Genomic DNA, 24,187 nt, shown 5'->3' with positions numbered 1-24,187 from the left:
GAGCCTTGGTTCTCTCGTATGCGAGCGAACTGAGGAACTGATGCGGCCATTGATTGTGCTGCACCCTAATGACGGCTGCCTGACCCTGGCAAGGGCAGTTCATCGGCACGGAGTGCAGGTCACGGCGTTCGCCACCCCGGAGTACCGGTACGTGCTGCGCAGCAAAGCGCTCACCGGTCGGGTCATGCCGGACATCCGGAAAGACCCCGAAGAATGGCTCGCCGCGCTGAATCGGATCGGTTCCGGTGCTGTGCTGAGCGGCTCGGACGCCGCAACCGAGTTCCTCACCCGCTACCGCGACCGGCTCTCCGACGACCTCCTCACGTTCGAGTCGGCCGACCGCGTCCACGTCGACCTCATGGACAAGCTGGTGCTCTACCGCACCGCCGAGGAAGCCGGCGTGCGCGCACCCTGGATGCGCCACATCGCGTCGCGTGCCGACCTCGACCAGCACATCGACGACCTGACCTACCCGTGCGTGCTCAAGCCGACGCTCGGCCACCTGGCCAAGGCCCTCGTCGGGGTGGGTACCGTGCGGATCGACACGCGCGACCAGCTCGTCGAGCACGCCGGCAGGCTCATCGACCTCGACGTCCCCGTGCTCGTCACCGAGCTCGTGCCCGGCCCCGAGACATCGCTGGAAGGCAGCGTGGCGGTCCGCGACCGGAACGGGGTCTACCAGCTGGAGTACGGGCGCCGGAAGCTGCGGCAATGGCCGCTGGACTACGGCGTGGCGTCGCTGATGGAATCGTGCGACGTGCCCGAGACGCTGAAGATGAACCGCCTCCTCATGGACCACACGGGATACGTGGGCATCTCCGCGTGTGAGACGAAGCGCCACGCCGAGACCGGCGAGCTCTACCTCATCGAGATCAACGTGCGCGTCCCGGCGAGCTTCGGGCTCTCCGCGGCCTGCGGGGTCGACGGCCCGTGGCGGCTGTACTCGGCCATCGCCGGCTTGCCGCTCGGCCCGCAGCCCGCGCAGCAGGACGGCCGGAAGGTGATGCTCCCGCACAAGGAGCTGGCCGCGGCCGCGGCGCGGCTGCGCGCCCGCGACGTCACGCCGCGCGAGGTGCTGCGCAGCTGGCGCGGCACCCGCGACTTCGGTGCACTGTCGTGGCGCGACCCGAGGCCCGCGCTTTCGCTGTTCGGTGGCCTCGCCAAGGCGAAGGGGCCCGCGCTGCTGCGGCGCTGACGCCTTGCAGAACCTGCAACTGCGACTTTAATATCCCTCCTGCAGACACAGCAATCTCGGCAAGGCAGGGACGGGCGTGACCGACGGAGTGGATCGGCTCGACGACCAGGACTACCCGTCGGTCACGATGGGGCAGGCGGCCGAGCTGCTCGATGTCCAGCCGGCGTTCCTGCGCAGCCTCGACGCAGCCGGTGTGCTCGCCCCGGAGCGCTCCGGCGGCGGGCACCGCCGCTACTCCCGCCGGCAGCTCGTGCTCGCCGGCCGCATGCGCGCGCTGTTCGACCAGGGCATGACGCTCGAGGCGGCAGCGCGGATCGTCGGGTTGCAGGACGAGCTGGAGAGGGCGCAGGCGCGCATCGCGGAGCTCGAAGCGCAGCTCGCCGATCGACGCTGACCCGCCGATCGACGCTGACCCGCCGATCGACGCTGACCCGGCGGACGCTGACCCGGCGGACGCCACAGCGGGCCGGACGGTGTCCGTCCGGCCCGCTGCGAGATGTCGAGACGTGGGTGTGTTTATGCGTCGATCTGCTTCGGCTGTGCCTCACCTCCCGAGATTGCGATCTTGCGGGGCTTCGCCTTTTCGGCGATCGGGATGCGCAAGGTCAGCACGCCGGCGTCGTAGGCCGCGGCGATGTGCTCGGTGTCGAGCGTGTCGCCGAGGAAGAGCTGCCGGGAGAACGCGCCGAGAGGCCGTTCGGCCACCTGCATCTCGACGTGCTCCGTCGTCATCGGTCGGCGTTCCGCCTTCACCGTCAGCACGTTGCGCTCGACGTCCAGCTCGATCGCGTCGGGGTCGACGCCGGGGAGGTCGAAGCAGACGACGAACTCGCTGCCGGACCGGTAGGCGTCCATCGGCATGGCGGTGGGGCGGGACCAGCTTCCGGACGGGGTGCCGAACACCTGCTGGGTCAGCCGGTCCAACTCACGGAAGGGGTCGGTGCGCATCAGCATCGCAGGCCACTCCTCTCATGATCGACAAGGCGGCGATGCGGTCAGCGGAGCCGTAGCTGAGGTCGTGGCTCGCTGATATCTACGATGATAGCTAGAGGTTTGCTCTGTTGCAAGCCTGAGATTAGTTGCCAGTCCGCTGCAACCCTGCTCGACATCACGCCGGGCAACACGCCGGGCAACACGCTCGGCAACATGCTCGACGCGGACCGATGAGTTCTGGCGCGCGGTCGGGTCTCCACTTGCAAGCAGCGATTCACACCCGAGTGGAGAACCTCCGATGACCGTCACCCAGCTCCCCGTCTCCCGGACCGACGCCAAGCGCACGTTTCGTCACGCGCTCGCGAACACCCTCGTCGCGTCGGTCGTGAACTTCACGGTGTGGTTCGCCGTGACGTTCTGGGTCTACCTCGAGACCCGCTCCGTCTTCGCCACCGGCGTGATCGCGGGCATCTTCCTCGGCTTCACGGCGCTGTCGGGCATCTGGTTCGGGAGCATCGTGGACCACCACCGGAAGAGATCCGTCATGCTCGGCTCGAGTACGGCGTCGCTCGCGTTCTACGCGGCGAGCCTCGTGGTCTACCTGCTGGCGGGCCCCGGGACGTTCCGCGACGCCACCAGCCCGATGTTGTGGGTGTTCGTGCTGTTGCTGATGGCCGGGGTGATCGTCGGCAACTTGCGCGGCATCGCGCTCTCGACGGTCGTGTCGCTGCTGTTCCCCGACGGCGAGCGGGACAAGGCGAACGGGCTGGTCGGCACGACGTCCGGGGTGTCGTTCCTGGTGACCTCGGTGATCAGCGGTCTGCTCGTCGGCCTGTCCGGCATGGCAGCGGTGCTGGTCTTCGCGATCGGCGCCACCGCGGTCGTCGTCGCGCACATGACCCGGCTGCGCTTCCCGGAGGACCGGGTCGTCCGCGCGGAAGGTGAGTCCGGCAAGATCGATCTGCGCGGCACCGTCGCCCTGGTCAAGGGCATGCCGGGGCTGATGGCGCTGATCGTGTTCTCGACGATCAACAACCTGCTCGGCGGCGTGTTCATGGCGCTGATGGACCCGTACGGCCTCTCGCTGGTCTCAGTGGAGACGTGGGGCCTGCTCTGGGGCTTCCTGAGCACGGGCATCATCATCGGCGGGTTCGTCATCAACCGCCGTGGCCTCGGCAGCAACCCGCTGCGCGCCCTGCTGATCGCGAACGTGGCCCTCTGGGCCATCTGCACGGTCTTCGCGGTGCAGTCCTCGATCGTCCTGCTGGCGGTCGGCATGTTCATCTACATGCTGGTGGTGCCGTTCGTGGAGGCGTCGGAGCAGACGGTCCTGCAGAAGATCGTCCCGTTCGAGCGGCAGGGCCGGGTGTTCGGCTTCGCGCAGAGCGTCGAGCAGGCCGCGTCGCCGCTGACGGCCTTCCTGATCAGCCCGGTCGCGCAGTTCGTCTTCATCCCGTTCATGACGACCGGGCTCGGCGCGCAGGTGCTCGGCCCGTGGTTCGGCACGGGCCCCGAGCGCGGCCTGGCGCTGGTCTTCACGATCACCGGCATCCTCGGCCTGGTGCTGACGCTCGTGGCGCTGACCACCCGCCAGTACCGGCAGCTGTCGCGCCACTACCTGGCCGAGCAGCCGCTCGTCGAGCAGCCGCAGCTGCAGCCGGTCGCGGCGTAACGGGACTCGAACTTCCCCACCGTTTTGCCAACCTGCACACCCGGAAGCCCGTGCAAATTGGCAAAACGGTGGGGAAGTTCGTGTGTCAGCCGAGGTGGGGTTGGGCGAACCTGGTGTACGTGCCGTCGTTGCGGGCCAGGTGCAGCCACTGGTTCACCCACTCCTGCAGCACGACGTCGCCGCGCGGCAGCAGGTAGGCCTTCTCCGAGAACGTGAACGGCTGGTCGGGGTGCACGGCGCACAGCTCGGGGTGCTGCTTGGACTGCCAGCGGGTCTCGGTGGCGTCGGTGATCATCAGGTCGGCCCGGCCGGCGAGGATCTCCTCGAAGATCGTGTTGTTGTCCGGGTGCCGGACGATGGTGGCCTGGTCGAGGTTGGTGTCGGCGAACTTCTCGTTGGTCCCGCCGGGGTTGACGACGGCGCGCACGCCGGGCTGGTCGATCTGCTCCACGGTCTGGAAGCGCGCCACGTTCTCGCAGCGCGTGATGGGCGTCTTGCCGTCGGTCAGGTACGGGTCGCTGAAGAACGCCCGCTTCGCGCGGTCGGTCGTCACCGAGATGCCGCCCATGGCGATGTCGCAGGTGCGTCCGAGGTCGTCGAGCATCGTCGCCCACGTCGTCGGCACCAGCGTGAGCCGCACACCCAGACGCTGCGCGAGGTCGCCGGCCATGTCGACGTCGATGCCTTCCCAACGCCCTGTCGCCTGGTCGAGGTGGGTGAACGGCCGGTAGTCACCAGTGCTGCAGACCTTCACCTCGCCGCGCTGCACGACGCCGTCCAGCACGCTCGTGGGAACTGCCTCGGGCGCGGCGCCGGTGCTGGCGGTACTGCCGGTACTGGCGCCGCTGCCGCACCCGCCCACCGCCAGCGCAACCCCGACCACGACGACCACCCGACGCCACCCCGACCCGATCATGCCGCGACGTTAGCGCCTTGCGCGGGCGGATGCATGCGTTCCGCACGCAAGGGCAGGAAAGCGACTTTTCTGCCCTGTGAGGGCCGGAAAGCCACTTTCCTGCCCTCCCCGGGGTGGCGGGGGTGCCATGAGAGTGGCTTTCCTGACGTCCCGGGCGACGTGCGCGCGGGCCGGTACTGGTAGACAGCTCTTGTGACCACGCCCACCGCGCGCCGCTTGACGGCCGCGGTCTGCGTCGCGTTCGCGGGTCTTGCGGTATTCGTCTCCTCGGGTGCCGGGGTCCAGTCGCTCCGCACGGTCCCGCTGGCGCTCACCGCACCGCGCGCCGACGCGCTCACGCCCGCCGGCGGCACCGCCGGCAACGTCGAGGCGGCGCCGGCGACCGACCCCGTCCACGCGTGGCCGTCGGCCGCCGGGTCGATCGGCGGGTCGATCGCCTCCACCGGTCCGGACGTCGCCGCGACGCCCGACCGGCCCGCGCACCTCCTGCGCCGGCCCGTCGCCGGTCATGGGCCTGCACCGATCGACGTCCGGTCGGTCCTGCTGGCCCGCGCCCCACCGCTGCACGGCTGAGAACCCGCTCCGTCAACCGGCCCCCGGCCGGACCTCAGCCATGCCTCGCAAAGGTGGTCCCGCAGTGCTTTCGACCATTCGGGCCGTTCTGACCGTGCCCGACATCCGCAAGAAGATCCTCTTCACCCTGGGCGTCGTCGTCGTGGCCCGGCTCGGTTCCGCCGTCCCGGCCCCTGGTGTGTCGTTCCCCAACATCCAGCAATGCACGAGGGAGATCGACAAGGGCAACGGCCTCTCCACGCTGTTCGACCTGTTCAGCGGCGGAGCGCTGCTGCAGCTCTCGATCTTCGCGGTGGGCGTCCTCCCGTACATCAGCGCGACGATCATCGTCCAGCTGCTGACCGTCGTGATCCCGCGGTTCGCGCGGCTCAAGAAGGAGGGCCGCGCCGGCCAGAACACGCTCAACCAGTACGGCCGTTACCTGACGATCGCGCTCGCGACCCTGCAGGCGGCCAGCGTCACGACGCTCGCCGCGAGCGGCGCGCTGTTCGCCGGTTGCTCGGTGCCGGTCGTCCCACGCACCGACACCATGACGCTCGCGGTGATGGTCGTGGTGATGGTGGCCGGCGCCGCGGCGATGATGTGGCTCGGAGAGCAGGTCACCGAGAAGGGCGTCGGCAACGGTATCTCGCTGCTGATCTTCGTGTCGATCGCGCACCGGGTGCCGGCCGACCTGCGGGCCGTCGCCGACGGCTTCGGGGTGCTCACGCTGATCGGCGTGCTGGCGATCGGGATCGTGCTCGTGGCGGGTGTGGTCATGGTCGAGCAGGCGCAGCGCCGCGTGCCCGTCCAGTACACGAAACGCATGGTGGGGCGGCGCCTGTACGGCGGCTCCTCGACCTACCTGCCGCTCAAGGTCAACCAGGCCGGGGTGATGCCGGTGATCTTCGCGGGTTCCGTGCTCTCGCTGCCCGCGGTGGTCGCGCCGCTCTCGGGCGGTGCCCCGCTGCTGCCGCCGTCGGGCTGGCTGCACACCGCCCTCCACGCCGCCATGATCGTCGGCTTCGCGTACTTCTCGATCGGGATCCTGTTCGACCCCGCCGAACGGGCCGCCGAGCTGCAGCAGTTCGGCGGGTTCGTGCCCGGCATCAGACCGGGCCGCCCGACGCGCGAGTACCTCGGCTTCGTGCTCAACCGGTTGACGCCGCCCGGAGCTGCCTACCTCGTCGCCGTGGCGGTGCCGCCGCAGCTGCTGTTCGGCCAGTCCCAGTCGCTCCCGCTGGCCGGTGTCAGCGTCCTGATCATGGTCGGGGTCGCGCTCGAGACGGTGAAGCAGCTGGAGAGCCAGCTCGGGCAACACAACTACCAGGGGTTTCTGCGGTAGGGCCATTCGGCCCTGCGAGATGCCCAAAGTGATGGTAAAGACAGAGCAACCTGCTTCCATCCTGCACGTCCAATGCTGTGGGGGGACGACGGCGTCCACAGCGGGACTTAGGCAAGGAGCAGGAACAGGTGACGATGGGACGGTCCGGCCGGCACAAGGTGATGGCCGCCGTAGGAGTAGGGACGGTGCTCGCGACAAGCATCGTCGTGATGTCCGGGCAGGCAGCGGCCGCACCGACCGCTGACGGCAACGGCTCACAAGCGCAGCAGGCCATGCGCGCGCAGGCGCTCGTCGAGGGCACCCCGTGCTCTGTGACGGCGAGGGCGTGCGTCGACCTCGAGGCGCGCGAGGCGTGGCTCATCAAGGACGGCGTGGTCGAGCGAGGCCCGGTGCAGGTGGCGGTCGGCGACCCCGCGACGCCGACACCGGTCGGGTACTCGCTGCGGGTGTACCGCAAGGAGAAGGACCACGTCAGCGGCGAGTTCAAGGACGAGAACGGGCAACCGGCTCCCATGCCCAACTCGGTCTTCTTCCAGGACGGCGGCATCGCCTTCCACGCAGGCAACACCGATACCAACTCCAGCGGCTGCGTGCGGCTCGCGATCGAGGACTCCAAGGTGTGGTTCGAGACCCTGCAGATCAACGACCAGGTCCAGGTCGTGAACGGCTCCGAGGAGATGGCGGCTCGCGGCATCTCTACCGGCGACGAGGACTGAGTCGGGCCAACCGATCGGCGGCGCTAACTGAACGGCGGCGCTAACTGAACGGCGGCGCTAACTGAACGGCGGCGGAGCGGTCGTGCCACGCACGACCAGCTCCGTCGCCAGCTCGACGTGGTGCGAGTCGAGCGTCTCGCCCGCGCCCATCCGCAGCACCGTCCTCAGCGCGACGTGTCCCATCTCGCGCAGCGGCTGGCGGATCACCGTCAGCTGCGGGGCGGCCATCGTGGCGAGCTCGGTGTCGTCGAAGCCGGTGACGCTGAGCTCGTCGGGCACCCGCAGGCCACGGGCCCGCGCGGCCTCCATGACACCCAGGGCGATCGTGTCGCTCCCGCCGACGATCGCGGTGGGCCGGTCCGGGAGGTCGATCAGCTTCGCCCCGGCGACGCGACCCACCTCGTAGTGGAACTCGTCGTTGATCACCAGCTCCGGCCGGTGGGCCACGCCTGCGCCCTCCAGCGCAGCCCGGTAGCCGTGCAGGCGGGCCTGGTTGCAGCCCGAGCTCGGCGGTCCGCCGATGTAGGCGATCTCCCGATGGCCGAGCCCCAGGAGGTGGCGGGTCGCGGTCATGCCGCCCGCGAAGTTGGTCGAACCGACGCTCGTGACGTCGGCGCGCGGCAGGTTGAGCGGGTCGATCACCACGAGCGGCATGCCGACCTGTGCGAGCGCGTCGACGTGGGCGGTGGAGAGCGCGCCGGTGACGACGATCGTCCCGGCCCGCCCGGCGGCAAGCAGCCCGCGGGCCCATGCGTGCGGCGTCGTCCCCGGGACGTGCTGGTCGTCGAGCCTGCCGACGACGATCGCGGTGCCGGCCTCGATGCCCGCCTCGACGATCCCTTCGAGTACCTGCGTCGTGTACGCGCCGAACCGGCCGTGAATGAGCAGCTCCACCGTCGTGGTCGCGCCGTGCGCCCTGCGCACCGAGGGCGGGAGGTAGTCGTGCTGGCGCAGCAACTCCTCGATCTGCGCCCTGGTGTCGGGCGCGACGTCGTCCCTGCGGTTCACGACCTTCGAGACGGTCGCGACCGAGACGCCTGCTGACGCCGCGATCGTGGCGAGCGTCGGCCTCTTGGGTCCGCGGACGGGCATGCGCGGAGCATAGCCCGAGCCGCCCATCTCGAAAAGTTTTCGAAGCCGATTCGCAGTCAATCCGCCCTTGACGGCCATACGCCAGCATCTTACGGTCAGCGGCGCGCAAGACTTTCGAAAAAGTATCGAGACAGCCACGCCGCGTTGTTGCGGCCCGGTGCATCGGAGATCGACGTGGATCTGAACCGTGTCTCCCGACGGAACTTCCTCGCCGGCGTCCTCGGCACGGCTGCGGCCGTGCCGCTCGGCGCAGCGCTGAGCGCCTGCGGGACCGCCGGTCCCGGGCAGGCCGGGGCGGGCGAAGCGGGGATCTGGTACCTGACGGGACAGCCTCAGGAGAGCATCCGGCTTGCGGGCATCGAGGCGTTCAACGCCGCGAACCCCAACGGCAAGCTCGCCTCGACCTTCTTCCAGAACGACGCCTACAAGACCAAGATCCGCACGGCCGTCGGCGCGGGACAAGCCCCGACGATCATCTGGACGTGGGGCGGCGGCGGTCTGCGCGACTACGTCAAGGCCAAGCAGGTCGACGACCTCACCGACTGGTTCGCCAGCAACCCCGCGGTCAAGGACCGGCTCTTCAGCTCGGCGTTCGGCGCGGCGACCGTCGACGGGCGGATCTACGCGATCCCGTGCGAGACCGTCTCGCCGATCGTGCTCTTCTACAACAAGAAGGTGTTCGAGCAGGTCGGCGCGCAGCCGCCGAAGACGTGGGGCGAGCTGATGGCGCTCGTCCCGGTGTTCACTAAGGCCGGCATCGCACCGATCTCGCTCGGCGGCCAGTCGCGGTGGACGAACATGATGTGGCTCGAGTACCTGTTCGACCGGATCGGCGGGCCCGAGGTCTTCACGACGATCGCGGCCGGCACGACGCCGAACGCGTGGTCGCATCCCGCGGCGATCGACGCGCTCACGAAGATCCAGGAGCTGGTGAAGGCCGGCGGGTTCGTCACCGGGTTCCAGTCGATCACGGCGGACTCGAACGCCGACCAGGCCGTGCTCTACACGGGCAAGGCCGCGATGATGCTGCACGGCACCTGGACCTACGGGAACATGCGCTCGGCCGGTGGCGACTTCGTCACCGGCGGGCACCTCGGGTACTCGGCCTTCCCGACCGTCGAGGGCGGGAAGGGCGATCCCGGCAACACCGTCGGCAACCCGGCCTCCTACCTCGCGATCTCCTCGGCGGCGAGCCCCGAGCAGAAGGCGATCGCGCAGAACTACTTCGCGAAGGGCCTGCTGACCGACACCGAGGTGGACACGTGGATCACCAAGGCCGGCACGGTCCCCATCGTGAACGGCGCCGACAAGAAGTTCTCGACCGGCTCCGACCCCACGTGGCTGCAGTTCGTCTATGACCTGGCCTCCAAGGCGCCGGTCTTCCAGCAGTCGTGGGACCAGGCGCTGAGCCCGGCGGCCGCCGAGGTGCTGCTCAACAGCATCGAGAAGCTGTTCGGCCTGACCATCAGCCCGCAGCAGTTCGCCGACACGATGAACGCGGTACCGAAGTCGTGAGCGTGGCGGCAGGCGTGGTCCCACCGACGGCCCGCCGCCGCTCCGGCGGCACCGGATCCGGCGGCGCTGGGTCCAGTGGCGCGGTGGCGTTGCTGGTGCTGCCGGCACTGGTGGCCTTCACGGCGTTCGGCATCATCCCGCTCATCGGCGTGGTGGTGCTGAGCTTCACGACGTGGGACGGGATCGGCACGATCACGCCTGCCGGGTTCGCCAACTGGGCCACGCTCCTGTCCGATCCGCAGCTGCCGCACGCACTGGGCGTCACCTTCTTGATCATGGTGTTGTGTTGGCTGGTCCAGACCCCGCTGAGCATCCTGATCGGGGTCTTCATCTCCGGTCAGCAGCGCTACCGCGGGGTGCTCGCCGTTCTCTACTTCGTGCCGCTGCTGCTCAGCTCGGCTGCGATCGCGATCGCCTACAAGGCGCTGCTCGACCCGAACTTCGGGCTCGGCGCGGGCCTGGGCCTGCAGTTGCTCGCCCAGAACTGGCTGGGCGAGCCGGGGCTCGCGGTGGGTGTGGTGGTGTTCGTGGTGTCCTGGCAGTTCATCCCGTTCCACTCGCTGATCTACCAGGGCGCGGTGCGGCAGATCCCGGTCTCGCTGTTCGAGGCCGCGACGATCGACGGTGCCGGGCGCGTGCGGCAGTTCTTCTCGATCACGCTGCCGCAGCTGAAGTACACGATCATCACGTCGTCGACGCTGATGGCGGCGGGCTCGCTGACGTTCTTCGACCTGATCTTCGTGCTGACGGCGGGCGGGCCGAGCGACGCGACCAGGGTGCTGGCGCTCGACATGTACCTGCGCGGGTTCCGCGGCAACCTCATGGGGCCCGCCAGCATGATCGCGGTGATCCTCGTGGTCGTCGGGCTGGTGATCGCGCTCGCGCTGCGCCGGATCGGTGGCACCGATCCGAACGCCAGCCAGCTGGAAGGGGCCTGAGATGACCACCGGTACCGCGGCCCCGCCCGCGCCACCGCGCCAGGAACGGGCCACCCGCAGCTCGACGTCCCGGTCGGTCCGCCGCCCCAACTTCCTCGCGGGCTTCGCCGGCTGGATCTGGCTGGCCGTCACCGTGGTGCCGATCTACTGGATCCTCATCACCAGCTTCAAGAGCCAGAGCAGCTACTTCTCGGCCAACCCGCTCGCGCTGCCGACCGAGCCGACGCTCGAGAACTACCAGATGGTCATCGAGGCGGACTTCATCCGCTACTTCACGAACTCGGTGATCGTGACTGTCGGGGCGACCGTGCCCGCCGTGCTGATCTCGTTCATGGCGGCGTTCGCGATCGTGCGCGGCACCGGCCGGTTCCTGCGTGGGGTCAACGCCATCTTCCTGATGGGGCTCGCCATCCCGCTGCAGGCGACGATCATCCCCGTCTACCTGATCATCATCCGGCTGCACCTCTACGACAGCCTGCTCGCGCTGATCCTGCCCTCGATCGCCTTCGCGATCCCGCTCTCGGTGCTGGTGCTCTCCAACTTCGTGCGGGACGTGCCGAAGGAGCTGTTCGAGTCGATGCGGCTCGACGGCGCCAGCGAGTGGGGCACGATGTGGCGCCTCGCGTTCCCGCTGACCCGGCCCGCGCTGGTCACGGTGACCGTCTACCAGGCGCTGCACGTCTGGAACATGTTCCTGCTGCCGCTGGTGCTCACGCAGAGCCCCGAGCTGCGGGTGCTGCCGCTCGCGCTCTGGACGTTCCAAGGGCAGTACAGCATCAACATCCCGGCGGTGCTCGCGTCGGTCGTGCTCACGACGTTGCCGATCCTCGCGCTCTACGTGCTCGGCCGCCGCCAGCTGCTTTCCGGCCTCACCGCCGGGTTCTCGAAGTGAGCTCATCCGACGTTCGGAAGGAACGCAGCCAGTGACAGAACGGCAAGCCTTGGTCGTGCGCGGAGGTTGGGAGGGCCACCACCCCGTCGAGGCGACCGACGAGTTCGTCCCGCACCTGAAGGAGCACGGCTACACGATCCGGATCGAGGACTCGCCCGCCGTCTACGCCGACGGCGCATACATGGAGACCGTCGATCTCATCGTCCAGTGCGTCACGATGAGCACGATCGAACGGGACGAGCTGGCCGGGCTCATCGCGGCCGTCGAGAACGGGACCGGCCTCGCCGGGTGGCACGGTGGGATCGCCGACTCCTACCGCAGCTCCAGCGACTACCTGCACCTCATCGGCGGGCAGTTCGCCTGCCACCCCGGCAAGGCGCCCGCCGAGCGGAAGGGCGAGCAGGCCGACAACTTCGTGCCCTACCGCGTGGAGATGCTGCCGGCCGCGGCGGAGCACCCGATCACGCAGGGGATCGGCGACTTCGACCTGGTCACCGAGCAGTACTGGGTGCTGGCCGACGACTACGTCGACGTGCTGGCCACCACGACGCAGGCCGTGCGCGAATGGGACCCCTGGCACCGGCCGGTCACCTCGCCGGCGATCTGGACCCGGCAATGGGGGCGGGGGCGGGTGTTCGTCTGCACGCCGGGCCACGACATGGACGTCGTCCGCGACCGGAACGTCACGACGATCATCGAGCGGGGGATGCTGTGGGCGAGCCGCTGAAGGTCGGGATCATCGGCGCCGGCTCGATCTCCGGGCAATACTCGGAGTCGCTCGCGCGGTTGCCCCAGACGCAGGTCACGGCCGTGTGCGACCTCGTGCCGGAACGGGCGGCGGCGCTGGCGGCGCAGCACGGCGCGCGGGTGATCTCGCTGCCCGAGCTGCTCGCCGCGGACGACGTCGACGCCGTGCTGGTGCTGACCCTGCCGGCGACGCACAGCGAGGTCGCGCTGGACGCGCTGGCGGCGGGCAAGCACGTGTACGTCGAGAAGCCGCTCGCGCTCTCGGTGGCGGAGGGCCGCGAGGTGGTCAAGGCCGCGGCGGCGGCGGGGCTGCGGCTGGGTTGCGCGCCCGACACCGTGCTCGGCACCGGCCTGCAGACCGCGCGGGCGGTCGTCGACGCCGGGCGGATCGGGACGCCGCACTCGGCGACGGCCTTCATGACGACGCCCGGCCACGAGCGCTGGCACCACGACCCCGAGTTCTACTACCGGCGCGGCGGCGGGCCGCTGCTGGACATGGGGCCGTACTACCTGAGCGCCCTGATCCACCTGCTGGGGCCGGTCGCGCGGGTCGTCGGCTCGTCGTCGCGGCCGTCGGGCACCCGCACGATCGGGCAGGGTCCGCGCGCGGGCACGACGTTCGACGTCACGGTCGACACGCACGTCACCGCGATCCTGGAGCACGCGTCCGGGGCGCTCTCGACGCTGGTCATGAGCTTCGACACCTGGGCGGCGCGGCTGCCGCGGATCGAGGTGTACGGCACGGCGGGCTCGCTCTCGGTGCCCGACCCGAACAACTTCGACGGCACGGTGGAGCTGTACCCGGCGGCCGGCGACGACCGCTGGACCGACGTCGGCGTGCTCGCGGGCTTCGCCGGCGCCGGCCGCGGCTACGGACTCGCCGACCTCGCGCGCGGCCTCGCGGAGGACCGGGCGCACCGGGCCAACGGCGACATCGCGCTGCACGTGCTGGAGATCATGGAGTCCGTGCTGCAGGCCGCGGAGGCCCGGACGTCGATCACACTGACGACGACGTGCGAGCGGCCCGACCCGGTGGTGGGGGTGCCGGCGCTGGCGTAGGTCGTTCGAGTTCCGGTCCCGCGCTGCGGGTGGCTGGGTGGGGACGCATGTGTTGCCGGGAAAGCCACTTTCCCAGCGCCACTTTCCCAGCGCCACAGGCCGGGAAGGTGGCTTTCCCGGCGCCCCGACCCACCCCGGGTGCGCAGGGGGAGTGGGCGGGCTCGGGACTGTCTCGGGGCAGCTCACCCGGGCTGGACAGGGCAGGAAAGCCACTTTCCGGCCCCCACAGGGCAGGAAAGTGGCTTTCCTGCCCTCGCGTGCGGAACGCATACATCCCGGCCGGCCAGTACCACGATCCGGAGGCCGACCTCGATGTGCAACCTGCCCGTCAGGGCTTGCGGGCCACGGCACCGAACTGGGGCACGGTGGGTGCTTCCGTTCGCCACCGTGCGCAGGACACGATCCCCGGCTCCACCGGTTCCAGCCCGTCGAGGAAGGCGGCGAACTCGGCGCTGCTGCGCGCCCGGATCGGCGGGGTGGCGTTCTTGTTCCAGAACTCCATCGCCGCGACGTTGCCCTCCCCGCCCAGCTCGGTGGTCGGGTGGGTGATCGCGAGGAAGCTGCCCGGCGGCACCGCACCCATGATCGTCGAGACGACGCCGCGGGCGTCGGCGTCGTCGAGGACGAAGTTGAGGATGCCGAGCATCATCACCGCGACCGGGCGGTCGAGGTCGAGCGTCCCCTGCGCGGCATCCAGGATCGCGGCCGGGTCGTGCGCGTCGGCGTCGACGTAGGCGGTGCGGCCCTGCGGGGTGCTGGTCAGCAGCGCGCGGGCGTGCGCGAGGACGAGCGGGTCGTTGTCGACGTAGACGATCCGGCTCTCCGGCGCGAGCGTCTGCGCCACCTCGTGGGTGTTGGCCGCGGTGGGCAGGCCGGTGCCGATGTCGAGGAACTGCCGGATCCCGGCCTCGGCGGCGAGGAAGTGCACAGCCCGGCCGAGGAACGCGCGGTCGGCCCTGGCGACGTCGACGATCAGCGGGAACAGCCCGTGCACGACGTCACCGGCCGCGCGATCGGCGCTGTAGTTGTCCTTGCCGCCGAGCCAGTAGTTCCAGACCCGTGCGTTGTGCGCAACGGTCGTGTCGATCCCGCGATCCCCCCGGCGCGTCATGACGGCAAGCCTAGGGTGTGCCTGGAAAGCCACTTTCCAGGCACCACACGTGCCGCCGGCCACGTGCATCGCAGACTCCGCGGCGCGCCGAGGCCAGGACGCGTGCGTTCCGCACGCGAGGGCAGGAAAGCCACTTTCAGGCCCTCACAGGGCAGGAAAGTGGCTTTCCTGCCCTCCCCGGGACCGGAGCGGGTGGGACCGGAGCGGGCGGCCCCGCCTCACCCCGTGCGCCGCCGGACTGCCCCTTCGACCAGGTCCAGCACGCCGTCGAGGTCGTCCGCCGGCAGCCCCATGGCCAGGTGCGACACGAGACCTTCCAGCACCAGTTCGAGGTACTGCGCGAGGACGGGGACGGGTACGTCGTCGCGCAGCGTGCCGGCACGGCGCTGGCGTTCGAGCCGTTCGCGGGTGGCGCGGGTGAGGGCCGCGGAGTGCGAGCTCCAACGCGCGCGGAACTCGGGGTCGGTGCGCAGCCGCCGCGAGACCTCCAGTCGGGTGCCGAGCCAGCTGCGTTCGTCGGCGGAGCCGGGGTCGGCCAGCAGCTCGCGCATGACCTGCACGAGGCCCTGGTCGGCGACGACGTCGGCCATCCGGCGCGCGTCCTGCTCGGCGAGCGCGAGGAACAGCGCGTCCTTGTCGCGGTAGTGGTGGAAGATCGCGCCGCGGGACAAGCCGGTGACCTGCTCGAGCCGGCGCACCGTGGCGCCCTCGTAGCCGTAGCGGGCGAAACACGCCCGCGCGCCGTCGAGTATCTGCTGGCGGCGGGCGGCCAGCTGGTCGGTGCTGACGCGCGGCACGGGCACGATCGTAGCCCTCCCGTGCCGTACGTACGGCTTGGTAAAGGCGGCTCGGCGCGTCGCGCAGGGCGAACAAGAGGTTATCGGATTCGAACGTCTGCTCGATCACACCTGCGAGTGTCGGTGGGCGGGGGTAGCGTCGCTGGACGTGACACCTGACCCGTTACGAGCACTGGCCTCGCAGGTCACGCTGCTCGAGGAACCCGCGCCCGACGCGGGCCCGACCGTCTTGCGCGATTGCGCGGACGCGGAGGCCTACGTCGCGTCGGTGTGCTTCAAGCACGGCCCTCCACGGCTCACCGGGGTCGAGCTCGAATGGCTGCTCCACGACATCGACGCGCCGGAGGCCCCGGTCGACGTCGCAACGCTCGTCGCAGCGCTCGGCCCGCACGCACCGACCACCCTCGATCCGTCCTCTCCCGCACAACCCCTTCCCGGCGGCTCCACCGTCACCGTCGAACCCGGTGGCCAGATCGAGCTCGCCAGCCCGCCGCTCCCCGATCTCTCGGGGTTGCTGAGCACCGTCCGTGCCGACACCGATGTCCTGCACGGCCTCCTCGCCGAGCACCGCCTCCGCCCGCAGCCGCGGGCGACCGATCCGCTCCGCCCAGCACTGCGGGTGCTGGAGCTGCCGCGGTACCGCGCGATGGAGCAGGCGTTCGACCGGCTCGGCCCCTCCGGCCGCAGCGGGATGTGCTCCACGGCCGCGGTACAGGTGTGCGTCGACGCCGGGGAAGGCGCCGACGTCGCCCGCCGCTGGGCCGCGGTGCACGCGCTCGGGCCCGTCCTGCTCGCGGCGTTCGCCAACTCACCCACGCTGCACGGTCGGCAGACCGGCTGGAAGTCGTCGCGGTTCGCGAGCTGGCTCCACGCCGACCCGGCCCGGACGGCACCGCCGGTCCCGTCCGACACCGCCGATCCCGCGCACGAGTGGGCGCAGCGCGTCCTGAACAGCCCCGTGCTGTGCGTCCGCGGCGAGGGCGAGTGGCAGGTCCCGTGCGGCGTCACCTTCGCCGACTGGGTGCGTGGCGCGCTGCCCGGCCCGCCGACGGTCGACGACCTGCTCTACCACGTCTCCACGCTGTTCCCGCCGGTCCGGCCGCATGGGCACGTGGAGATCCGTTACGTCGACGCCCAGCAGGGGCGGCGGTGGGCGCTGCCGACGGCGGTGCTTCTCGCGCTGCTGTCCGAGCCGGAGCTGACCGACCGGGCCCGCGAGGCGTGCGAGCCGGCCGCGGGGCGCTGGGTCTCCGGCGCTCGCCACGGCCTCGCCGATTCCGTCCTGGCCACCGCGGCCGCCACCGTCTTCGAGCTGGCCTGCGAGCGGCTCCCGGCGCTCGGTGCGCCGCAGTGGCTGGTCGACGACCTCGTCGAGATGACCGAACACCAGGTGGTCCGCGGCCGATGTCCGGCCGACGACCCCGCCCCCGATCTGGATGTGATCCCATGACAGCGCCGGAGAAGACAGCGCCGGAGAAAACACAGCCGCTCGACACCACCGCGGCCGAGCAGCTGCGGACGAAGGTCGCCGAGCAGCTGGCGGCGTCGCGGGCCCGCAGCACCGTGCTCACCGATGCCGTCGACGAGACCGACCTCGTCGCGCAGCATTCCCCGTTGATGTCCCCGCTGGTCTGGGACCTCGCGCACATCGGCAGCCAGGAGGAGCTCTGGCTGGTCCGCGACGTGGGCGGGCGGGAGCCGCTGCGCCCGGAGATCGACGGCATGTACGACGCGTTCCAGCACTCCCGGGCCAGCCGGGTGGAGCTGCCGCTGCTCACGCCGTCCGAGACCCGGGCGTACGTCGCGCAGGTGCGGGAGAAGGCGCTCGACGTGCTCTCCTCCAGCCCGCTGACGGGCCGGCCGCTCGAGGAGCGCGGGTTCGCGTTCGGGATGATCGTGCAGCACGAGCAGCAGCACGACGAGACCATGCTCGCCACCCACCAGCTGCGCAAAGGCGCGCCGGTGCTGCACGCGCCGGAGCCGCCGCCGGGCCGTCCGCTGCCCGCTCGTGAGGTGCTCGTGCCCGGTGGCCCGTTCGTCATGGGCACGTCGACCGAGCCGTGGGCGCTCGACAACGAGCGGCCGGCGCACAGCCGCCAGGTCGACGCGTTCTGGATCGACACCGCGCCCGTCACCAACGGCGGGTACCTGGAGTTCGTCGAGGCCGGCGGCTACACCGATGAGCGCTGGTGGAGCGAGGCCGGGTGGAAGCACCGCGTCGCGGCCGGGCTGGTCGCGCCCCAGTTCTGGCGGCGCGACGGCACGGGCGACTGGCACCGGCGCCGGTTCGGCGTCGTCGCCCCGCTGCGCCTCGACGAGCCGGTGGTGCACGTCTGCGCCCATGAGGCCGACGCCTACGCCAAGTGGGCCGGCAAGCGGCTGCCGAGCGAGGCGGAGTGGGAGAAGGCGGCGCGCCACGACCCCGCGAGCGGGCGGTCGCTGCGCTACCCGTGGGGCGACGACGACCCGACACCGGTGCGCGCGAACCTCGGCCAGCGGCACCTGCAGCCGGCCCCCGTCGGTGCCTACCCGGCCGGCGCGTCGCCGCTGGGGGTCGAGCAGCTGATCGGCGACGTCTGGGAGTGGACGTCGTCGGGCTGGCACCCGCACCCCGGCTTCCAGGTGTTCCCGTACGCGGAGTACTCGGAGGTGTTCTTCGGCGGCGACTACCGCGTCCTGCGTGGTGGCTCGTTCGGCACCGACGCCGCCGCGATCCGCGGCACGTTCCGCAACTGGGACGTCCCGATCCGCCGGCAGATCTTCGCCGGCCTGCGGCTGGCGCGCGACGCGACACCCGCTGAGCTCGACGCGCGCGGGGTGGCGTAGCGGGTGTGCCGACACCTGGCCTACGTCGGGCCGCCCGTCACGCTGTCGGCGCTGGTGCTGGAGCCGCCCCACGGGTTGCTGCACCAGTCGTACGCGCCGGCCGACATGCGCGGCGGCGGGACGATCAACGCCGACGGGTTCGGCGCCGGCTGGTACCCCGAGCCCGGGCGCGACGCCGCCCGCTACCGCAGCGGGGCGCCCATCTGGGGTGATCCGTCGTTCACCGCGCTGGCCGCGACGGTGCGCAGCGGCGCGGTGCTCGCCGCCGTCCGCTCCGCCACCGTCGGCATGCCCGTCACGACGTCGGCGGCGGCGCCGTTCGGTGAGGGGCGGTGGCTGTTCAGCCACAACGGCGTCGTGCGGGGCTGGCCCGGCTCGATCGCGCCGCTCGCTGCCGCGCTCCCGGTGACCGACCTGGTCACGCTCGACGCGCCCACCGACGCCGCCTTGCTGTGGGCGCTGGTGCGCCACCGGCTGCGGGCCGGTGTCGAGCCGGGCGCAGCGCTCGCGGGCGTGGTCGCCGACGTCGCGGCGGCCGCGCCGGGCTCCCGGCTCAACCTCCTCCTCACCGACGGCAGCGGCATCTGGGCGACCACCTGGGAGCACGCCCTCTCGGTGCGCTGCGGCGAGGGCTCGACGCTCGTCGCCTCCGAACCCACCGACACCGATCCTTCGTGGCGGCCGGTGCCCGAGCGGCACCTGCTGGTCGCCGGCGCGGCCGGCGCCACCGTCCACCCGATCCAACCGACAGGGGCTTCATGAGCACCGCTCGGATCGACATCCACCTCACCGACGACGACGCCGAGAAGGCGCTGCGGGCCGACGTCCGCCGCGGCCTGGGCGCGACCCCCAAGCAGCTCCCGCCGAAGTGGTTCTACGACGCCCGCGGCAGCGCGCTGTTCGAGATGATCACCGAGCTGCCGGAGTACTACCCGACCCGCACCGAGCGGGCGTTGCTGGAGCGCAGCGTCGCCGAGATCGCCGCGCTCTCCGGCGCCGACACGATCGTCGAGCTGGGCTCCGGCTCGTCGGCGAAGACCCGCCTCCTGCTCGACGCGTTCGTGACGGCCGGCACCCTGCGCCGGTACGTGCCGCAGGACGTCAGCGAGTCGGCGCTGCGGCAGGCCATGGACGCATTGGCCGCCGAGTACCCGCAGGTCGAGCTGCACGGTGTGGTCGGCGACTTCACCCGCCACCTGCACCTGCTGCCCGGCGGCGGCCGGCGGATGGTCGCGTTCCTCGGCGGCACCATCGGCAACCTGGTGCCGGCCGAGCAGGCCGAGTTCCTCGCCGACGTGCGGTCGGTGCTGGCACCAGGGGAGCAGCTGCTGCTCGGCACCGGGCTGGTGATCGACGAGGAGCCGCTGGTCAGCGCCTACGACGACGCCGCAGGCATCACCGCGGAGTTCAACCGCAACGTGCTGCACGTGATCAACCGTGAGCTCGGCGCCGACTTCGACGTCGAGTCGTTCGCGCACGTCGCGGTGTGGGACCGGGTCGACGAGTGGATCGAGATGCGGCTGCGCGCCGAGCGGGCGATGCGGGTGCGCATCGCCGAGCTCGACATGGAGGTCGAGTTCGCCGAAGGCGAGGAGCTGCTGACCGAGATCTCCGCGAAGTTCCACGTCGAGGGCGTGCACACGATCCTGGAGAGGGCCGGGTTCGCCGTCACCCGCACCTGGAGCGACCCGGAGGAGCGGTTCGCGTTGACGCTGGCGACGGCGAGCTGAGCGTCGGGCGAATTTTGCTGCGTGCCCCAACCAGGGCGGTACCTCGGTGGTCATCGTGCTCGACACTCTCGATCCAGAGGAGCATCTGTGCCCACCACCCGAGTTCACAGCGGCCCGAGCCGGCTCGTCGGCGGCTTCCTCGCCACCGTGGTCGTGCTGGTCAACGTCCTGGCTGCGTTCTTCCTGATCGCGCCGGCCTTGGTGAAGGCAATGGGATCGGCGGGCACGTCGTCGGACAGGGCGTTCATGTGGCTGATCGCGATCACGGGCGTGACCGTCCTCGGCCCCATCGCACTCGTGTCGGTCGTGCAGGCGATTCGAATCGCCATGGGCTCACCGACGGCCCACCGCGTACTGGCCAACTGCGCGGGAGCAACAGGGACGTTGGCCGTCGTCATCGCAGGGCTGAGCACCAGCGCTCGCGGCGACCTGCGAGCCGCGGTGTACATCGTCGCGTTCGCGGTTGTCATGTTCGCCCTTCGGAGCGGTGTTCTCCGGTTGCTTCGCAACGACGATCGAACCTTGCCCGCGAACAGGTAGATTCCGGTGAACACCTCGCTCACTCGACGACTCCAGCTGGCGGTGAACCATGGGCACGGACTGGCGCTCCGACGGCGTGCGGGTGATCCCCGGCGACGCGCTCGACACGAACACCGCGCAGACCCCGGGCATGCACCGGGCCGCCGCGGTCACCGGTGCACGGGTGGGTGCACAGAAGCTGTGGGCCGGCACGGTGACCATCCACCCCGGCGCGCGCACGGGCGCGCACCACCACGGCGAGCTGGAGAGCGTGATCTACGTCGTGCGCGGGCGGGCGCGGATGCGCTGGGGCGAGCACCTCGAGTTCACAGCGGAGGCCGGCCCGGGCGGGTTCATCTACGTGCCGCCGTTCGTGCCGCACCAGGAGATCAACGCGCTCGACGACGAGCCCCTGGAGTGCGTGCTCACGCGCAGCGGCCAGGAACCGATCGTCGTGAACCTCGACATCGACGGCGTGGCCGACCCCGAGCACGTCCGCTGGATCGACCCGACCCACCCGGCCTGATCACCGGTCGGACACCTGGTGCGGTGACCGCGAGTAGTCGGGCAGCGTGATCTCGCTCGCCTTGGCGAAGAACTTCTCCGCGAGCAGGCGCAGCGGCCAGCGCATCATCCACTTCATCGAGGTGCGGCTCATCGCGAGCGCGAGGCGCGTGCGCGGCGCGAAGCCGTCGATGCCCATGGGCGGCAGCTCCTGCCCGCTGGTGACGTAGGGTCGCATGACCTCCTCGTAGCGCGGGAACGCGACGGTGTGGTCGCCGTTGGCTGCCGCGAGCTCCCCGGCCAGCACGTACGCGCCGACCAGCGCGAGGCTGGTGCCCAGGCCGGTGAGCGGGCTCGGGCTGAAGCCGGCGTCGCCGAGCACCACGACCCGGCCGGTGTGCCAGCGGTCCATGTGCACCTGGCCCATGTAGTCGAAGGCGACGTCCGGTGCGTTGCGCATGGCGTCGACCAGCCAGCCGGCCTTCCAGCCGACGTCGCGGAACCGTTCCGCGAAGGCGGCGTGCACGGCGGCGGCGTCGCGGCGGTCGAGGTCGAGCGGCTCCGAGCGGAAGCTCAGCCCAGCCTTCGTCTCGTCCGGCAGCCGGCCGGGGCGCAGCGACACGACCCGCCCGCCGACCTCGTTGTGCATGGCGAGCCAGCCGTCGAGGTCGGGCGCGGCCGGTGCGGTGAACCACGCGGTGTAGCAGCCGAGCGGCCGCACGTACTTGCTCTCGGGGCCGAACGCGAGCTTTCGCACGACGGAGTGCAGCCCGTCGGCGCCGACGACCAGCGCGAACCGCCGGCTGGGCGCCTTCTCGAACGTCACGGTGACGCCGTCGGCGTCCTCGTCGAGCGCGGTGATGGTGTCGTCCCACAGGTACTCGACGTCCGGCAGCGTCGCCTCGTACATGACCTCGGCGAGGTCGCCGCGCAGCACCTCGATCTCGGAGACGATGCCCTCACCGCCGAACGCGTCGGTGCCCATGCGCACGATCGCCTTGCCGCGCCGGTCGACGACCGCCACGCCGTGCTGGTGGACGGCCACCGCGCGCACCCGCTCCATGAGGCCCATGCGCTCGACGACCTGGCGTCCGGTGCCGCGCAGGTCGACGGCCTGCCCGCCGCGGCGTGGAGTGGCGGCGCGCTCGACGACGGTGCAGCGGAACCCGCGCTGGTGTAGCCAGTACGCAAGTGTCGGGCCTGCGATGCCAGCACCGGAAATCAAGATGTCCATGGGCGGTAGCGTACGATGTACATACACCGATGTGCAAGCATTTGACCTGGGCTTTAGGGTGTCAGGCTGTGCCCTAGTGCACCAGGTTTCGCCAGTACGAGGTTGACGCGCCGGTACGCTCGCGAGGCGACCGGTGCACTAGTACGGGGAGGGCCTATGGACGCGCCGTATGCGCGGATCGCCGCCGAGCTGCGTCGCCGCATCACCTCGGGTGAGCTGGCCGCGGGGGAGCGGGTGCCGTCGACGCGCGAGCTGATGCGCGAGTGGGACGTCGCGATGGCGACGGCGACGAAGGCGCTCACCACGCTCCGCCAGGAAGGCCTGGTGCGGCCGGTCCCCGGGGTCGGCACGGTGGTGGAGGGCGTGAACCGCCGGGCGGCTCCGGCGCGGCCGCGGTCCGAGCTCGGGCTGGGTGCTGAGCAGATTGTGGCCGCGGCGATCGCGATCGCCGACGCGGAGGGGGTGGCCGCGCTGTCGATGCGTCGGGTCGCGGCCGACATCGGGGTGGCCACGATGTCGCTGTACCGGCACGTCGCCGACAAGGACGACCTGGTCGTCCGGATGACCGACGCCGTGCTCCACGAGATCGACCTGCCGGCCGCCCCGCCGACGGGGTGGCGGCCGCGGGTCGAGCTGGCGGCCACGGCGATGTGGGCGGCGATGCGCCGCCACCCGTGGTTCGCCGCTCAGCTGTCCCTGACCCGCCCCGAGCCGGTCGCGGGCGGCATCGCGTACACGGAGTTCGTCCTCAGCGCCTTCGTGGACACCGGCGTCGACATCACGCGGGCGTTCTTCATGCACCTGACGCTGTTCAACTTCCTGCGTGGCGCCGCGATCAACCTCGAGGCCGAGGTCGAGGCGGAGGCGGCGACCGGCATCGACAAGGACAAGTGGATGGACCAACGCTTCGGGAAGGTGCTGGAGATCGTCACGAACGGTCAACACCCGACGATGCACCGCATGCTCGCCAAGGAGATGGACGTCGAGCTCGACGCGCTGGTCGAGAGCGGCATGGTCTACCTGCTCGACGGGATGGAAGCGGCGGTGCGCAGGCTCAGGTGATGACTGTCGTCAAGAAGGCCCGGATGGTGGTGGCGACGAGCTGCGGGTTCTCCAGCATCGGGACGTGCCCGACCCCGGGTAGGCGGGTGACCCGGGCGTCGTGGAGCTGGTCGAGGAAGAGCGCGGAGTAGCGGCGCGGCGGGATGAGCGTGTCCTCGTCGCACAGCACCAGGTGGGCCGGGCAGTGCACGCCGTCCAGCCGGACGGCCGCGCCGTTGCGCAGCACCGACCAGAGCAGCGGCAGGTAGCCGCGGCACCCGACGACCGACTCGACGAGCCGGTCGACGTCGGTGGGTGCGACCGCGGAGGCGTCGTAGCTCAACGTGCGCATGAACGCCCGTTGGAGGAACGTGCGGCGCAGCACGACATCGCGGGTGGCGCGCGGGGTGAGCGCGACGATGCCGGGGTAGGCGGCGAGGAAGCGGCCGCCGATCGCGAGCTGGGCGAGCGACGGGCTGGCCCACCCCCCGGCCGGTGCGATTCCTGTGACGCTGCGGGCGCGGCCGCGCCGGGCGAGCTCGAAGGCGAGCCAGCCGCCGAGGGAGTTGCCGACGACGTGGCAGGTGTCCCAGCCGGCCTCGTCGAGGAGCCGCTCGACGCCGTCGGTGAGGTGCGTGATGTCGACGTCGCGGGCGTGCAGCGGGGGGCCGCCCCAGTGTCCGGGCAGCGTCGGCGCGTAGACGTCGTACGTCGAGGCGAGATCGGCGGCCACGTCGCGCCAGACGTGGTGCGAGAGCGAGTAGGGGTGCAGCAGGAGCACGGGCTCGCCGGTCCCGGCACGCAACGCGGCCGCGGGTGGTGCCGGCACCGTCGAACGGATCACCATAGATCG

General features: G+C 70.9%; 25 protein-coding genes. 18 read left to right on the top strand and 7 right to left on the bottom strand.

Annotation, left to right across the window (positions count from 1 at the left end):
* Nucleotides 1-112 precede the first annotated feature (112 nt).
* Both LL648_RS21965 and LL648_RS21960 read left to right on the top strand, forming a co-directional pair.
* Nucleotides 113-1,195, top strand: coding sequence for a carboxylate--amine ligase (locus tag LL648_RS21965; protein WP_232664509.1), 1,083 nt, complete (start codon nucleotides 113-115; stop codon nucleotides 1,193-1,195).
* A gap of 127 nt (nucleotides 1,196-1,322) precedes the next feature.
* Complete coding sequence (locus LL648_RS21960; protein WP_232664611.1) at nucleotides 1,323-1,589, top strand: helix-turn-helix domain-containing protein; 267 nt, start codon at nucleotides 1,323-1,325, stop codon at nucleotides 1,587-1,589.
* Nucleotides 1,590-1,711: 122 nt separating this feature from the next.
* Here LL648_RS21960 and LL648_RS21955 read toward each other — a convergent pair whose 3' ends face one another.
* Entirely contained in the window at nucleotides 1,712-2,149 is a 438-nt protein-coding gene (locus LL648_RS21955; RefSeq protein WP_232664508.1) for an Hsp20/alpha crystallin family protein, read from the bottom strand.
* A 277-nt stretch (nucleotides 2,150-2,426) separates the two neighbouring features.
* Between LL648_RS21955 and LL648_RS21950 the strand changes: the two genes are divergently transcribed.
* The gene (locus LL648_RS21950) at nucleotides 2,427-3,800 is read left to right on the top strand and encodes an MFS transporter (RefSeq protein ID WP_232664507.1); all 1,374 of its coding nucleotides are present in this window, start codon (nucleotides 2,427-2,429) and stop codon (nucleotides 3,798-3,800) included.
* Between the two features lie 85 nt (nucleotides 3,801-3,885).
* Here the strand turns inward: LL648_RS21950 and LL648_RS21945 are convergent, their stop codons facing one another.
* A complete protein-coding gene (locus tag LL648_RS21945) occupies nucleotides 3,886-4,716 on the bottom strand; it encodes a transporter substrate-binding domain-containing protein (RefSeq protein ID WP_232664506.1) in 831 nt (276 codons plus the stop codon).
* Nucleotides 4,717-4,908: 192 nt separating this feature from the next.
* Between LL648_RS21945 and LL648_RS21940 the strand changes: the two genes are divergently transcribed.
* The 3 genes from LL648_RS21940 to LL648_RS21930 all read left to right on the top strand — a co-directional run bounded on the left by LL648_RS21940 (nucleotide 4,909) and on the right by LL648_RS21930 (nucleotide 7,329).
* Complete coding sequence (locus tag LL648_RS21940; RefSeq protein ID WP_232664505.1) at nucleotides 4,909-5,289, top strand: hypothetical protein; 381 nt, start codon at nucleotides 4,909-4,911, stop codon at nucleotides 5,287-5,289.
* Nucleotides 5,290-5,353: 64 nt separating this feature from the next.
* Complete coding sequence (gene secY, locus LL648_RS21935) at nucleotides 5,354-6,613, top strand: preprotein translocase subunit SecY (protein ID WP_232664504.1); 1,260 nt, start codon at nucleotides 5,354-5,356, stop codon at nucleotides 6,611-6,613.
* 134 nt (nucleotides 6,614-6,747) lie between these two features.
* The gene (locus tag LL648_RS21930) at nucleotides 6,748-7,329 is read left to right on the top strand and encodes a L,D-transpeptidase (protein ID WP_232664610.1); all 582 of its coding nucleotides are present in this window, start codon (nucleotides 6,748-6,750) and stop codon (nucleotides 7,327-7,329) included.
* A 57-nt stretch (nucleotides 7,330-7,386) separates the two neighbouring features.
* Here the strand turns inward: LL648_RS21930 and LL648_RS21925 are convergent, their stop codons facing one another.
* Nucleotides 7,387-8,421, bottom strand: coding sequence for a LacI family DNA-binding transcriptional regulator (locus LL648_RS21925; protein ID WP_232664503.1), 1,035 nt, complete (start codon nucleotides 8,419-8,421; stop codon nucleotides 7,387-7,389).
* 174 nt (nucleotides 8,422-8,595) lie between these two features.
* Between LL648_RS21925 and LL648_RS21920 the strand changes: the two genes are divergently transcribed.
* From LL648_RS21920 to LL648_RS21900, 5 genes are read left to right on the top strand one after another with little or no spacing between them, the layout of a single operon-like run.
* Nucleotides 8,596-9,936 carry an extracellular solute-binding protein gene (locus LL648_RS21920; protein ID WP_232664502.1) on the top strand — a complete coding sequence of 447 codons (1,341 nt, stop codon included), beginning with the start codon at nucleotides 8,596-8,598 and terminating at the stop codon, nucleotides 9,934-9,936.
* Nucleotides 9,937-9,938: 2 nt separating this feature from the next.
* On the top strand, nucleotides 9,939-10,874 hold the full coding sequence (locus tag LL648_RS21915; protein ID WP_374112087.1) for a carbohydrate ABC transporter permease: 936 nt from the start codon (nucleotides 9,939-9,941) through the stop codon (nucleotides 10,872-10,874).
* Between the two features lies 1 nt (nucleotide 10,875).
* Nucleotides 10,876-11,766 (top strand): carbohydrate ABC transporter permease, encoded by an 891-nt coding sequence (locus LL648_RS21910; RefSeq protein ID WP_232664501.1) that lies wholly within the window; start codon nucleotides 10,876-10,878, stop codon nucleotides 11,764-11,766.
* A gap of 31 nt (nucleotides 11,767-11,797) precedes the next feature.
* On the top strand, nucleotides 11,798-12,493 hold the full coding sequence (locus LL648_RS21905; RefSeq protein ID WP_232664500.1) for a ThuA domain-containing protein: 696 nt from the start codon (nucleotides 11,798-11,800) through the stop codon (nucleotides 12,491-12,493).
* A complete protein-coding gene (locus LL648_RS21900; RefSeq protein ID WP_232664499.1) occupies nucleotides 12,478-13,572 on the top strand; it encodes a Gfo/Idh/MocA family protein in 1,095 nt (364 codons plus the stop codon). The genes LL648_RS21905 and LL648_RS21900 overlap by 16 nt, the downstream gene beginning before the upstream one ends.
* 328 nt (nucleotides 13,573-13,900) lie before the next feature.
* Here LL648_RS21900 and LL648_RS21895 read toward each other — a convergent pair whose 3' ends face one another.
* The gene (locus LL648_RS21895; RefSeq protein WP_232664498.1) at nucleotides 13,901-14,683 is read right to left on the bottom strand and encodes an SAM-dependent methyltransferase; all 783 of its coding nucleotides are present in this window, start codon (nucleotides 14,681-14,683) and stop codon (nucleotides 13,901-13,903) included.
* Nucleotides 14,684-14,901: 218 nt separating this feature from the next.
* Complete coding sequence (locus LL648_RS21890) at nucleotides 14,902-15,480, bottom strand: TetR/AcrR family transcriptional regulator (RefSeq protein WP_232664497.1); 579 nt, start codon at nucleotides 15,478-15,480, stop codon at nucleotides 14,902-14,904.
* A 148-nt stretch (nucleotides 15,481-15,628) separates the two neighbouring features.
* On the opposite strand from LL648_RS21890, the gene egtA reads away from it, so the two are divergent.
* The 6 genes from egtA to LL648_RS21860 all read left to right on the top strand — a co-directional run bounded on the left by egtA (nucleotide 15,629) and on the right by LL648_RS21860 (nucleotide 21,081).
* The gene (gene egtA, locus LL648_RS21885) at nucleotides 15,629-16,930 is read left to right on the top strand and encodes an ergothioneine biosynthesis glutamate--cysteine ligase EgtA (RefSeq protein WP_232664496.1); all 1,302 of its coding nucleotides are present in this window, start codon (nucleotides 15,629-15,631) and stop codon (nucleotides 16,928-16,930) included.
* On the top strand, nucleotides 16,927-18,306 hold the full coding sequence (gene egtB, locus LL648_RS21880) for an ergothioneine biosynthesis protein EgtB (RefSeq protein WP_232664495.1): 1,380 nt from the start codon (nucleotides 16,927-16,929) through the stop codon (nucleotides 18,304-18,306). Before egtA ends, egtB begins: the two co-directional genes overlap by 4 nt.
* A 3-nt stretch (nucleotides 18,307-18,309) precedes the next feature.
* A complete protein-coding gene (gene egtC / locus LL648_RS21875; protein WP_232664494.1) occupies nucleotides 18,310-19,068 on the top strand; it encodes an ergothioneine biosynthesis protein EgtC in 759 nt (252 codons plus the stop codon).
* A complete protein-coding gene (gene egtD / locus LL648_RS21870) occupies nucleotides 19,065-20,036 on the top strand; it encodes an L-histidine N(alpha)-methyltransferase (RefSeq protein ID WP_232664493.1) in 972 nt (323 codons plus the stop codon). The genes egtC and egtD overlap by 4 nt, the downstream gene beginning before the upstream one ends.
* Nucleotides 20,037-20,183: 147 nt before the next feature.
* The gene (locus LL648_RS21865; protein ID WP_232664492.1) at nucleotides 20,184-20,576 is read left to right on the top strand and encodes a hypothetical protein; all 393 of its coding nucleotides are present in this window, start codon (nucleotides 20,184-20,186) and stop codon (nucleotides 20,574-20,576) included.
* A gap of 49 nt (nucleotides 20,577-20,625) precedes the next feature.
* On the top strand, nucleotides 20,626-21,081 hold the full coding sequence (locus LL648_RS21860) for a cupin domain-containing protein (RefSeq protein WP_232664491.1): 456 nt from the start codon (nucleotides 20,626-20,628) through the stop codon (nucleotides 21,079-21,081).
* Here LL648_RS21860 and LL648_RS21855 read toward each other — a convergent pair whose 3' ends face one another.
* Nucleotides 21,082-22,293 (bottom strand): FAD-dependent monooxygenase, encoded by a 1,212-nt coding sequence (locus tag LL648_RS21855; protein ID WP_232664490.1) that lies wholly within the window; start codon nucleotides 22,291-22,293, stop codon nucleotides 21,082-21,084.
* A 156-nt stretch (nucleotides 22,294-22,449) separates the two neighbouring features.
* Between LL648_RS21855 and LL648_RS21850 the strand changes: the two genes are divergently transcribed.
* The gene (locus tag LL648_RS21850) at nucleotides 22,450-23,355 is read left to right on the top strand and encodes a GntR family transcriptional regulator (protein WP_232664489.1); all 906 of its coding nucleotides are present in this window, start codon (nucleotides 22,450-22,452) and stop codon (nucleotides 23,353-23,355) included.
* Here the strand turns inward: LL648_RS21850 and LL648_RS21845 are convergent.
* Nucleotides 23,348-24,181, bottom strand: coding sequence for an alpha/beta fold hydrolase (locus LL648_RS21845; protein ID WP_232664488.1), 834 nt, complete (start codon nucleotides 24,179-24,181; stop codon nucleotides 23,348-23,350). The genes LL648_RS21850 and LL648_RS21845 overlap by 8 nt on opposite strands.
* Between the last annotated feature and the right edge of the window lie 6 nt (nucleotides 24,182-24,187).

Origin of the sequence: Pseudonocardia sp. TRM90224 (assembly GCF_021245725.1) — a bacterium.
Taxonomy (GTDB): domain Bacteria; phylum Actinomycetota; class Actinomycetes; order Mycobacteriales; family Pseudonocardiaceae; genus Pseudonocardia.
The sequence above is the reverse complement of the archived record's forward strand: the minus strand, read 5'-3'. Positions and strand labels throughout refer to the sequence as shown.

Coding starts and splice junctions, on each gene's coding strand:
- LL648_RS21955 (WP_232664508.1), bottom strand. CDS start 2,149: ATGCTGATGCGCACCGACCCCTTCCGTGAGTTGGACCGGCTGACCCAG.
- LL648_RS21860 (WP_232664491.1), top strand. CDS start 20,626: ATGGGCACGGACTGGCGCTCCGACGGCGTGCGGGTGATCCCCGGCGAC.
- LL648_RS21950 (WP_232664507.1), top strand. CDS start 2,427: ATGACCGTCACCCAGCTCCCCGTCTCCCGGACCGACGCCAAGCGCACG.
- egtD (WP_232664493.1), top strand. CDS start 19,065: ATGAGCACCGCTCGGATCGACATCCACCTCACCGACGACGACGCCGAG.
- LL648_RS21925 (WP_232664503.1), bottom strand. CDS start 8,421: ATGCCCGTCCGCGGACCCAAGAGGCCGACGCTCGCCACGATCGCGGCG.
- LL648_RS21845 (WP_232664488.1), bottom strand. CDS start 24,181: ATGGTGATCCGTTCGACGGTGCCGGCACCACCCGCGGCCGCGTTGCGT.
- LL648_RS21850 (WP_232664489.1), top strand. CDS start 22,450: ATGGACGCGCCGTATGCGCGGATCGCCGCCGAGCTGCGTCGCCGCATC.
- LL648_RS21910 (WP_232664501.1), top strand. CDS start 10,876: ATGACCACCGGTACCGCGGCCCCGCCCGCGCCACCGCGCCAGGAACGG.
- LL648_RS21855 (WP_232664490.1), bottom strand. CDS start 22,293: ATGGACATCTTGATTTCCGGTGCTGGCATCGCAGGCCCGACACTTGCG.
- LL648_RS21895 (WP_232664498.1), bottom strand. CDS start 14,683: ATGACGCGCCGGGGGGATCGCGGGATCGACACGACCGTTGCGCACAAC.
- LL648_RS21945 (WP_232664506.1), bottom strand. CDS start 4,716: ATGATCGGGTCGGGGTGGCGTCGGGTGGTCGTCGTGGTCGGGGTTGCG.
- LL648_RS21930 (WP_232664610.1), top strand. CDS start 6,748: ATGGGACGGTCCGGCCGGCACAAGGTGATGGCCGCCGTAGGAGTAGGG.
- egtB (WP_232664495.1), top strand. CDS start 16,927: ATGACAGCGCCGGAGAAGACAGCGCCGGAGAAAACACAGCCGCTCGAC.
- LL648_RS21960 (WP_232664611.1), top strand. CDS start 1,323: ATGGGGCAGGCGGCCGAGCTGCTCGATGTCCAGCCGGCGTTCCTGCGC.